Raw genomic sequence first — 11,509 nt, forward strand, 5'->3', positions numbered from 1 at the left:
TCCGCGCTACCGCAGCCGATGGTGGAATTCGTGCAGTTGGTGCGATTTCAACGCGCCTCACAGAAGAAGCCAAACGGCGGCACAAGCTTTCCTACGTGGCAACGGCGGCATTAGGCCGCACGATGACAGCAGGGCTGTTGCTAGTCTCCAATATGAAGCGAGCCGAATCAAGAGTAAATATCCGGGTCAAAGGTAACGGCCCTTTGGGTGGTATTCTTGTGGATGCAGGTTTGGATGGAACCGTGCGCGGCTATGTAGATAATCCCTCAATTGAGCTGCCACCAAATGCCAAGGGCAAACTCGATGTAGGTGGAGCTGTGGGTCAGGATGGTTATCTCTACGTTGTGCGAGATGTAGGATACGGCTATCCCTATTCCAGTACTGTCGAGTTGGTTTCAGGTGAAATTGGCGATGATATAGCCAATTACCTAGTAACTTCAGAACAAACTCCCTCGGCTCTAGTTGTAGGTGTGTTTCTCGAAGCTGGCGAAGTCAAAGCAGCTGGGGGTATTTTAGTCCAAGTTTTACCCAAAGCAGCTAGAGATGAAGCGCTGGTGGAAACTTTGGAGTCTCGTGTTGGCGCTCTATCGGGGTTTACACCTTTGTTGCAGGCAGGCAAGACACTGCCGGACATTTTTGAGCAGCTACTGGGAGATATGGGACTGGTGCTGCTACCAGAAATACAGTTGCTGCGCTTTCACTGCGGTTGCTCTAGAAGCCGCGTTATGGGTGCTTTAAAAATGCTGGGTGAAGCAGAACTCCAGGACATGATCGAGAAAGATAATGGTGCTGAGGCGACTTGTCACTTCTGTGGTGAGGTCTATCAAGCCAGTAGCGACGAACTCGCGCAACTGATTGTAGATTTACGGGCTCAATCTTGAAAAAAAGGTATGGGCAATTTGAGATTTGAGATTTGAAATTGAATTTGAGTCTCCATTTAGAATCGCTCTCTAGCTAATTACGAATATCAGCCCTCTAAGTTAAGGTGGAGTATTACACGCATAGGCCAACTGAGGATATAATCCACAAGATCTAGCTTTTTTGGGATTAGAGGGGTAGGATCGCTCTTAAATTGATGTTCGAGCCGAACCAGCCAAGCCTTGGCCAATGCACGATTAATTTGGTGTGAGCTATGAGAGAACGGGGAAGTTCAGACCGACAGTCTGGCGCCAGAGCTTCAGAACAGGGGGATAGGGCATCCGCGCCGCTACGCGAACGCAACCGATTCCGCATTCCGCCGCTGATTCCTGGAAGGGCTGCTGTGCCGCCGACTGTCGCTGCTTCAGTATCCGCAGAAACTACTATGGTGCCCAAAATACAATCTTCTGGATCGGAACGCGCTGATGGGGAGCTGTTAGAAAAAGTGGAGCCAGGAAAATCAGCACCTGTTGAGGCCGAAGTTTCGCAAAAGTTGCGACACTGGTCGAGCTATTGGCAGTTTTGGGCAGGTTTGGCAACGGTGACGGCAGGTGGAGTTGGATTTACGGCAGTGGCCTTATTGCTGAAGCTGCCAACCGTGCCGAACTGTCCGTCGATGTACTGGCCAACTGCCTCGGCATCGATGCGCCTGTATTGCGCTCAGTTAGCGGCTAAGAAGCAGACGGTGAAAGATTTGCTGGAAGCGATCGCGCTTGTCCAAAGTTTGCCGCCGGATCATCCGATGCGCCAGGAAGTCAACGAAGAAATCGAAGTTTGGTCAAAAGATATTTTGGATCTGGCCGAAAAATCGTTTGATGCAGGTAAGCTGGATGAGGCGATCTCGATCGCTAGAAAAATTCCGGCTGATGTACCTGCCTACAAATTGGTGGAAGATCGGATTAAAAGTTGGAAATCTCTTTGGTCTAGGGCAGAGAAAGTTTATAAGGACGCGGAAGATGAGCTGCGCGAGCAAAACTGGACTCAAGCTTTTCGGGAAGCTGTACGTTTGCTGTACATAGGTAATACTTATTGGGAAACAACTAAGTACGAGGAACTCAACCAGCTGATAACGTCGGCGCGGGATGATGGCGAGACGTTGGGTAAGGCGCAAAATCAAGCAAGACGTGGCGGAGTGAAGAATCTGCTTAAGGCGATCGAGCTAGTGGAGTCGATCGACCCCAAGAGTTACCTCTACAAGGAAGCTCAAGCGGCTATTGTGGAATTTGGCGGCAAAATGATGGAGCTGGCAGAGGCACAATTGGAGTCGCGGAATGTGGATGAAGCGATCGCGATCGCTCGTCAGATTCCCGGTCGTGCCAATATGCAGGGCGAGGTGCAAGATTTTATCGATCTGGCTAGAGCCCAATCTGTGGCACAACAGGGCACGGCTGCTAGTTTGTCAGAGGCGATCGCGCTTGTGAAAAAGCTTACTCCTGACCGACCTCTGTACAGTAAGGGGCAGGATCTGATTATTCGCTGGCAGCGAGAACTTGAAGACATCGCTCACCTGGAAAAAGCACGCCAACTGGCTCAACTAAGCACTGCTAGCGATCTAAAATCGGCAATTAAAGAGGTGCAACTCATCCCCGCCAGTCATCCTCGCGCTGACGAAGCAAAAACGGAAATCTCTCGCTGGACGGCTCAAATTCAGACGATGGAAGATCGTCCTTATCTAAGTCGCGCCGAACAAATGGCAAGTTTGGGCGATGAAACATCTCTGCAAGCGGCAATTGATGAGGCGAATCAAATAGCTGTCGGTCGGGCTCTTTATCGGGAAGCTCAAGATAAGGTTAAGCAATGGACGGGTCAGATTCAGCGCATTCAAGACCAGCCTTATCTAGATCAAGCTCGGCAGTTGGCTCGTGGGGGCAATCTTGTTGATGCGATTGCTATTGCCCAACAAATTAAATCGGGAAGGGCGCTATCCGGCGAGGCGCAAGCGGCAATGAAGGATTGGCAAGCACAAATCCAAGCTCAACAAAATTTGCAACAAGCACGCAGTGTCGCAACTCAAGCAACTCCAGATGCTTTGGCGTCGGCGATTCGATTGGCAAAGCTGGTACCCAGCTCCAGTCCGTTGCGATCGGAAGCTGAAGAAGCGATAAATCAGTGGAGCTATCAAATGCTGAGTCAGGCGCAAGACCGGGCGACTTACGATTTGCAAGGTGCGATCGCAATTGCTAAAACTATTCCTTCCGGTACGAGTGCCTATGGAGAAGCGAGAGCGCAGATCGATGTCTGGCAAAATATTCTCAATCCTCCAGCTATACCCAGTCCAGAACCTATTGCACCCAGTCCGGAATCTGTTGCTCCACCACCAGCTCCACCACCAGTAGAGCAGACACAGCAAAGTACTCCACCTCCAGATTTTGCTCCTTCGGAACAGTCAAATCCTGCACCTGCTACTGTTCCTTAGAAAGTTGATATTTCTCTCGGACTACCTGCTGATAAAATTCCTCCAGCGCTGCTACACAAGTCTTGTCATTGTAAAGATAAGAGTGGCGCTGGTTCATTTTTTTGACTATACTTTCTCGCCACGAGCGATCCAAACCCAATCTCACAGCGATTTCGATATATTCTGTTTCATCTTTAGCTATTGTTTCTGTCATTCCTAGCATTTTCAAAATTGCATAGGAATGGCGACCGCGCATAAACTCACTCGGACAGGTGACTATAGGCAAATTACAGGTAATCGCTTCTAAGGTTGTTCTACCTCCAGACCAACTGAGAGTATCTAAAAATATATCGGAAATCAAATTAAGGTTCCAATAGTCAATTTGATATTGCTGGGGCAATATTTTACAATAATCCTCGCTGTTCAATTCAACGCGCTCGAAAGCACGTTGCAGTCGCTGACGAAACAGTTTGGTAACATGAACGCTTTTGTTAGATATAAAAGCAAATTGAGCTTGGGGAATACGTTTGGCAATTTCAGTAAATATATAGTCATACTGGGGTAGATATTTATAAAGTGACTGACAGCATAAATAAACGATCGCATCTTCTCGCAGTTGATAATCTTTCCGCGTTTTTGTTACTTTGGGAATTGCTGTTTTGGGGTAGGATATCCCAATATTAGGTAAGCGGATTAATTTTTCTGAGTAATGGTTTTCAGCATCATATGGTTCCATTAAATCGCTCGATAAAAAGTAATCTATTGTCGGTAACCCAGTGGTCACAGGATGCGCCCATGTACTGCATTGAATTGGCGCTAATCTTAAGCTCCCAAATACGGTCATGTACGGGTGCATACCTATGTCTAGGAAAACCAGCACATGAAGGCGATCGCTAATAATTTTTTCGGCTGTTTTTCTGATATAATTTATATCTAAACTTTGGTCGTGTGCGAGGTGATAAAAATTATCGCTATAGTGTTCTAAAAACTTAACTATCTCTAGGTCTGAAGGATTACCTAGCTGATAGCAATACAGATTAAATTTATGGCGATCGCAATGACGCAGCCAACCGAGAAATAAATGAGTAACTGTATGATAACTATAAAAATAGTTAGAAATATACCCGATATTAATCTTGCTATGTTCGCTAATTGTTGGCATTGCTATATCCTTGACAAATTCAGGATAATTTGCCGCCATAATTTGCTGAAAATACTGTCCATAACGAGTTTGTAGCTTTAAGTCATTCTTACCTTGATAAGCCAAATAAAAGTTTGTGTGCGCTCCTACATCCATTAAAGCATTTTTTATAGTTTCGGGTGTTGTTAAAGAGGTTTGCTCAATTAGTTCTTCTAATCCTTGTGTAAAACGATCGCGGTAATAATCTATTTCTTCTTCACTTTCATAAACAACAGGAAGTATTAGCGAACTTTGCCGCAGTAAATATAAATTATTTTTGTTGAAATTCGGTAGTAATTCTGCGATTTTTATAGCTTCCTTAGCTCGGCCATCTAAATGTAAAAATTCCCATAGCTGCGCTGGCAATCTATCTACATTTGGATAAGTTTGTATGGCTTCGCGATAGGCTTTAATTGCCTCTTCATCTTGTTCTAACTGATAAAGACTGGTAATTAAGTTAAAGTATGCTTCAAGTATAGGCTGTACATTTATAGGATTCTCTTGAGAAATAGCTAAAAAATCTTCGTAATATTTAACTGCTTGGGCATAATTATTTTGGTAATAAAACGCATGACCGATGTAAAGTAAACCGATTGCTTCTGGCTTTGCTTGACTCTGCAATGCCGTTCCCAAATCGTACAAAATATTAAAATTATCATTTTCGATACTTAGGGCTTTTTTATAAGCAGCTATCCCCGACTCTACTTGACGGCGTGCTATTAAAACTTTACCCAAATAATAGTAAATATCTGCACGATTTACTTGGCGAGCGATCGCCTGCATAAAAACTGATTCAGCTTTGGAAAGGTTGCCTTGTTCAAATAATATCCGTCCTAAGTTTACATAAGAGTCAATCCAATTATTATCGAGGACGATCGACTGTTGATAAGCGCGTATCGAACGAGAGATTGCACCTGTTTTTTCTAGCAGTAAACCAAGTCTATAATAATAAATTTGTTTGGGTGAGCCAATGTTTAAGGCGCGATCGATCGCCTCAAATCCTTCTTGATATCTATCCAGTTGATAATATAAAACAGATAAATCGCTCCAAATATCTGGATTATTTGGATTGAACTGCAAAGCCTCTTTATATTTTTGTTCCGCTTGGACAAAACATTTTTGATTGTGCCAAGCTAGAGCCTCTTGATGCAGACCAGTAGAATTAGACATTTTTCCCTTTAACCCCTAGTCCCTCTCTTCCCTAGCCCCTAGCCCCTAGCCCCTAGCCCCTATCCCCTAGCTTTTAGCTTCGATTTGCCGCACTACAGTTAAAGCAGAATAGGATACGCCAGCAGTTCCTTCACCTGGGTGAGTAGAATCGCCGACCAACCAAAGATTCTGGATAGGCGTGCGATTGGCGAATCCAAACGGGCCAAAAGTTGGTATTCTCTGACCTACACCGCCAACGATACCTCGATCGCGTGCGGTAAAGCGAGCAAAAGTGCGTGGTGTGGCTGCTTCCACATGAACGATCGTTTCCGGTGTCAGGTGGAAATATTGAGAAAGACGAGCGATCGCTTCCTCAGTATATTTTCGTTTCAAATCTTCATAATTATTATTAGAGTTCCACCACTGTCTCACATCGGTAAAAGAAGAAGCGGTAATCGTTGCTTTTCCTTCTGGTGCGCGACCGTCTCCCGGATGACTGACCGAAACAAACAAAGAATTGTTTTCCCCGATAGGCCCTTCATAATCATAAAGAAATTGCAGATGTGGCGGACATCCAGCCGGAATTGCAGATTCCTCTACACCCAGATAAATAACAAAAGCACCCGATGATGGCGGTAATTTCTCGACCCTGTGTTTGTAACCGCGCATTCGATTTGGGATTTCGGATTTGGGATTTTGGATGGAAAGATTTTCGTCTTTTTCGTGTTCCAACAGCTGCATTAAGTTTTGTACTGTGACATTGGCGACAATGCGATCGGCTGTTTGAGTCCAAACCTGATTGGTTTTCAGGTTGCGAATGCGAACGCCGACTGCCTTTCCATTTTCCACGAATATACGATCGACACTGTGACGCACGAGTAGCTTACCACCATCTCGCTCTAGAGCTTCCACGAGGCGATCGCTCAACACCTGCATACTACCTTGGAGATGATACAATCCCTGCGGTTCTTGAGAGACACCCAATGCAGTAGCAGCATAGAGCAAAGCCGTTTCTTCCGCATCTACCTGAGAGTAGAGTTTCAGTTGCAAATCCAGAAATGTGACGAGACGCAAATTGTCATCCAACCCATATCCCCGCAAAGCATCTCCCACTGTCAAAAAGGTATAAGGTAGGGTAAGCAAAGTATCGGGACGGACTGCTTTTGTCAATTGCCACAAATCCCATAAATTACGCGGCGGCAGTACCGGGTCGCGAGATTGAAAAGCCCAACTGTAGCGAAACAAATTTGCCATTAACTGCCAAAACGGTTCGCTGTCGGGAAATTGTCGCTGCCGTTCTGCCTGCCACTTTTGGGGATTGCGCCAGACATTGATAGGTTCTGTTTCATTCGGTAAATAAACCGCACAAGCTGGATCGCAGGGTGTTGCTGCTGGCGGATCGATTTCTAATTCCGAGAATATGCGATGGTGAATCCCACCCGGTTCGAGTCCCGCAACTTGAGTAGCGCCGACATCGAAGGTAAATCCTTTTCTTTTAAAGCTGGAGGCGCATCCTCCGGGTACGATCGCTTGCTCCAAAACTAACACCCGATAGCCGCGATGAGCGAGTAAAGCTGCTGCGGTAAGACCGCCAATACCAGCGCCAATGACGATCGCTTGGAAAGATTTTGCCATGAATGTCAAACTTAACAATTTGTAACAAATCCGATCGTATGGCACTTGTATCGACGACGGCAATATCTGAGAAAAGAAATAGTCAACTCTGCATAAGGTTAATGCTTTACGTGTAATTACCAGATCTGATTAAGAAGCGTAACGTTTAACATTAAAGAAGTAACAGTAACAGCGACGACAACTGTAACAACTCATGACATCAACCCTGCTCAAATCTATACCGCTAAACGCCCCCACGATTTGCCGACTGCCTAACGGGTTAACAATTGTGGCGGAACAGATGCCGGTGGAAGCCGTAAATCTAAGCTTGTGGGTGAGCGTCGGCTCAGCTATTGAATCGGATCGAATTAACGGTATGGCTCATTTCTTAGAGCATATGGTGTTTAAAGGAACCGAAAAGCTGGCTAGCGGTGAGTTTGAGCGTCTGGTTGAGGAGCGGGGTGCTGTCACCAATGCCGCTACCAGTCAAGATTACACTCACTTTTACACTACAGCCGCTCCTAAAGATTTTGCCGCACTAGCACCATTGCAGATAGATGTGGTGGTTAACCCCAGCATTCCAGACGAGGCATTTGAAAGGGAGCGGTTCGTCGTTTTAGAAGAAATTCGTCGATCGGAAGATAACCCCCGCCGCCGTATTTATCAGCGGTCTATGGAAACCGCGTTTGAACGACTGCCTTACCGTCGCCCAGTTTTGGGCCCAACATCGGTAATTGAGCAGCTTACTCCTCAGCAAATGCGCGATTTTCATGCTAGTTGGTATCAACCCAAGTCGATAACTGCTGTAGCGGTGGGTAATCTCCCAGCTAAGGAATTAATTGATATTGTGACGGATGGATTTGTTAGGAGTAAGGGCAGGTCATACCTAAACTCTACTCGCTCTGAGCAGATCGATCGCTCTATAGAAGATCTGGCATTTGAATCAGAACTGCCTTATCAAGAAATTGTGCGCCGAGAATATACAGATGAAAGCTTGCAGCAAGCACGCTTAATGATGCTTTGGCGAGTACCTGGGTTGACTCAATTACACCAAACTTATGGGTTGGATGTACTGGCGGCAATTTTAGGACAAGGGCGGACATCTCGACTGGTGAGGGATTTGCGGGAGAATCGACGCTTAGTTACCCATATTTCTGCCAGTAATGTCAGCCATCATTTACAGGGTATTTTCCAAATTTCCGCCCAGTTGCCAACGGAAAATCTCGCAGAAGTAGAAGCTGCGATCGTTCAACACATCCGCAGCCTTCAAACAGAATCTGTTACAGCCGCAGAAATTGGCCGCGTCCGCACGCAAGTGGCAAATCGATTTGTGTTTGCGAACGAGACGCCGAGCGATCGGGCTGGAATGTACGGTTACTATCAATCAATGGTAGGAGATTTAGCTCCCGCTTTGAACTACCCCGCTCGCATTCAAGCTTTGGATGAAGTGGATCTTCAACTGGCGGCTGAGCGGTTCTTGTCTCCTGATGCTTATGCTGTTGTGGCGATATCGCCAGATCGGAAGTAGAGTTTTTTTAACGCAGAGGAACGCAAAGGTTTACGCAGAGGAACGCGGAGGAGATAGCCGATCGAGCAAGGGGTTTAAAGGATAATAGAAAGTATTTCCTCTATTTCAGTATTTCTGTACTTGCATCTGCGTTCCTTTGCGTTAAAATCTCTCCCATGTGGACGAAAATTGATGCTCATATTACTGAGCTAACTGGCGAAGAATTTCACACTCAGCAGAGGCGATCGGTTGGGGGAGGCTGCATAAATCAAGGTTATGCAATCTCAGATGGCGATCTTACCTATTTTGTCAAGCTCAACCAAGCTTCCCAGATCGATATGTTCCAGGCAGAGGCGCTGGGCCTCCAACAAATGTGGGAAACCCAAACTATCCGCATTCCTAAGCCAATTTGCTGTGGAATTGCGGATGATAAAGCTTACATAGTGATGGAATGGCTCGATTTGGGTCGCAGTGCTAACGCGAGTGCTTGGGAGGAGATGGGTCGTCAGCTGGCGGCAATGCACAAGAGTAGCAGCAAAGCTTTTGGCTGGGAGCGAAATAATACGATCGGTTCGACTCCCCAGATTAATACTTGGACATCTGATTGGGCAGAGTTTTTTGCCGAACACCGGATCGGCTATCAACTAAAATTGGCTAAGCGACGGGGCGGTCATTTCAGTCAGGGAGAAAGTTTGCTCAAAGCAATACCGGAACTGCTAGCAGGTCATCAGCCTCAACCATCCTTGGTACATGGGGATTTATGGTCGGGTAATGCTGCTGTTACCGTAGCAGGTGAGCCGGTGATTCTCGATCCTGCACCTTATTATGGCGATCGCGAAGTGGATATCGCCATGACGGAACTGTTTGGCGGTTTTCCAGCAGCGTTTTATCGCGGTTATAACGAAGCTTGGCCTTTAGATGCGGGCTACGAAGAGCGCAAAACGCTCTACAATCTATACCACATTCTCAATCACTTTAATTTGTTTGGCGGCAGTTACGGGTCGCAGGCAAATCGAACGATCGAGGAAATTCTCAGAGGCTAGAAAAAGTCAAAAGTCAAAAGTCAAAACGAAGAGGGAGAAGGAGGAGGGAAAAATATTTATTCTCTCGCTCCCCCACTCCCCCACTCCCCCACTCTTTCCCTAGCCCCTAACCCCCAATCCCTAACCCCTAGTCCTCAGTTAAGCAACTCGCTTGCTTTTCATAGCAAGAGGTAATGGACAAGATGCTACAGCGACTGAAGAAGCTTCCCTACTGCTAAGAGCTTTCGGTTTCTGGGTTTCGGTATTGCGAACCTTCCAGGCGATCTCTAACATATTCATCCAGTGCTTTTGCACCTGTTTGAGTGTAATTTTGAGAGTTTTGGCGATTTCCTCGTCTAGTTTGTGGTTCTGTTTGAGGTGCAATATCTGCTGTTGTTGTGGGGAAAGTTGAACAAAGAATTTTTCCCACTGTTGAGAAGACATTCCCAGTTTTTGGTCGATGTCTGCTCCTAACCACTGGTGTACCAGTTTCCAGTGAGAGACGCGAGCAAACTTTTCCACATGGTACTTAAAGCGCTGTTGCAGGTAATCGCGTTGCCGAGGAGTCAGACCCAAGATGGTGTCAATATCTGGGGCTGCCAAGTCTTGCAGTTTTAAGACTAGGTAATCTACGCAGTCTGATTGACCTTGGGATTCCAAGTATTGTAGCAGTTCGGCGATGACGCGATCGCGCAATACTTCTTCAGATGGGTCGATTGTATCGGCAATAATTTGCGATCGCAGCTGTTGCATCAGCGATGACTGAATGCTCGTTTGCTCTTGCTCTCCTTTAGGCATTTCCACAGCCTGCTCTATATCCAGAGGAGTCTCGGCTGGTTGGCGTTTGACAAACGCTTGGGCACGCAGCACTATCAGCTGCTGGGTGTTACCCTTTGGCAGGCTAATGCGGCGCTTGGCATAATGTTCGGTGAACGCCATATACTCGGCCAATTCCAACTGGGTGCGCGGTGTGTAGTCACTAGCCAGATCGTTTTCCCGCCGGAAAGCTTTGAGAGACTCGGCGTAAAACTCTTGCAAAAAGTCTTCAATCAGGTTAGTGCGCCCATAAAAACCCAATTGAGATTGCGGCGGTGCAATGTATCGATAAACCATTGCACTGAGGTTGCTGTGCAGTTCAACGCGGCCTTGTCTGGACCCCAAGCGGTAATAGGACAGGCACTTTTGCAAGCGATGGCGTGCCAGAGCGAGCTGCCAAGAGTGGATTTGACCGGAAGTTTGGATGCGGGAACTCTTTTGGCAAACTCGTTCTACTTCCAGCGCCATTCGAGTTGCGACACCTTTAACTTGTCTTCCTTGCGATCCGACTGACGGCGACAGTTCCTCCAGCAATAGCTGGACTAAAGCTTGAGTGTCGAAATTTTCTCCTAAATGTTCCGGAGACTCAAGGTTGCTGGTAGAAGTTGGATTGAGATCGTTGACGGTTGTTAAAGTCATTGTATTACCCCGACTACTTTTATGAATTACATCGAAAGAAAATAAACTTTTTGTAGGTGCCATCACCCGATTGTGTGTTTTAGATGTTGATAATGTGAACGTTTCATAAGGAAGGTTCCATATGTAGTGTGTGTGATAAACTCGGATTGCCAAGAAAGGTTTCCTTTACGCCTGAAAATTTTTATTTGCTGTTTTTTTGCGAGAGACTGTCGGGAACCTTTTTCTCAGCTGGAAGCTATTGATGAAATCAAGTGGCTATCCCTGAGTGG

The 11,509-nt window shown here is 46.4% G+C and carries 7 protein-coding genes; 4 read left to right on the forward strand and 3 right to left on the reverse strand.

The features are described 5' to 3' along the window. Both hslO and H6S82_RS05880 read left to right on the forward strand, forming a co-directional pair. Positions 1-881, forward strand: an 881-nt coding sequence (gene hslO / locus H6S82_RS05875; protein WP_191056082.1) for an Hsp33 family molecular chaperone HslO, incomplete at its 5' end; no start/stop codon positions are given. A 251-nt stretch (positions 882-1,132) separates the two neighbouring features. Beyond that, on the forward strand, positions 1,133-3,334 hold the full coding sequence (locus H6S82_RS05880; RefSeq protein WP_190464385.1) for a chromosome segregation ATPase: 2,202 nt from the start codon (positions 1,133-1,135) through the stop codon (positions 3,332-3,334). Here H6S82_RS05880 and H6S82_RS05885 read toward each other — a convergent pair. Together H6S82_RS05885 and crtD are read right to left on the reverse strand one after the other, a co-directional pair. Further along, a complete protein-coding gene (locus tag H6S82_RS05885; RefSeq protein ID WP_191056083.1) occupies positions 3,321-5,663 on the reverse strand; it encodes a tetratricopeptide repeat protein in 2,343 nt (780 codons plus the stop codon). The two genes, H6S82_RS05880 and H6S82_RS05885, sit on opposite strands and share 14 nt — an antisense overlap. Positions 5,664-5,729: 66 nt before the next feature. Further along, positions 5,730-7,277 (reverse strand): C-3',4' desaturase CrtD, encoded by a 1,548-nt coding sequence (crtD, locus tag H6S82_RS05890; protein ID WP_190464383.1) that lies wholly within the window; start codon positions 7,275-7,277, stop codon positions 5,730-5,732. 193 nt (positions 7,278-7,470) lie between these two features. Between crtD and H6S82_RS05895 the strand changes: the two genes are divergently transcribed. After that, complete coding sequence (locus H6S82_RS05895) at positions 7,471-8,784, forward strand: pitrilysin family protein (protein ID WP_190464382.1); 1,314 nt, start codon at positions 7,471-7,473, stop codon at positions 8,782-8,784. Between the two features lie 155 nt (positions 8,785-8,939). Further along, positions 8,940-9,806 (forward strand): fructosamine kinase family protein, encoded by an 867-nt coding sequence (locus H6S82_RS05900; protein ID WP_190464381.1) that lies wholly within the window; start codon positions 8,940-8,942, stop codon positions 9,804-9,806. Positions 9,807-9,944: 138 nt separating this feature from the next. Here H6S82_RS05900 and H6S82_RS05905 read toward each other — a convergent pair whose 3' ends face one another. Next, positions 9,945-11,240 carry a HetZ-related protein gene (locus tag H6S82_RS05905; RefSeq protein ID WP_190464380.1) on the reverse strand — a complete coding sequence of 432 codons (1,296 nt, stop codon included), beginning with the start codon at positions 11,238-11,240 and terminating at the stop codon, positions 9,945-9,947. Positions 11,241-11,509: the final 269 nt, after the last annotated feature.

Origin of the sequence: Planktothrix sp. FACHB-1355, assembly GCF_014748295.1 — a bacterium.
GTDB classification, from domain to species: Bacteria; Cyanobacteriota; Cyanobacteriia; order Cyanobacteriales; family Aerosakkonemataceae; genus Aerosakkonema; species Aerosakkonema funiforme_A.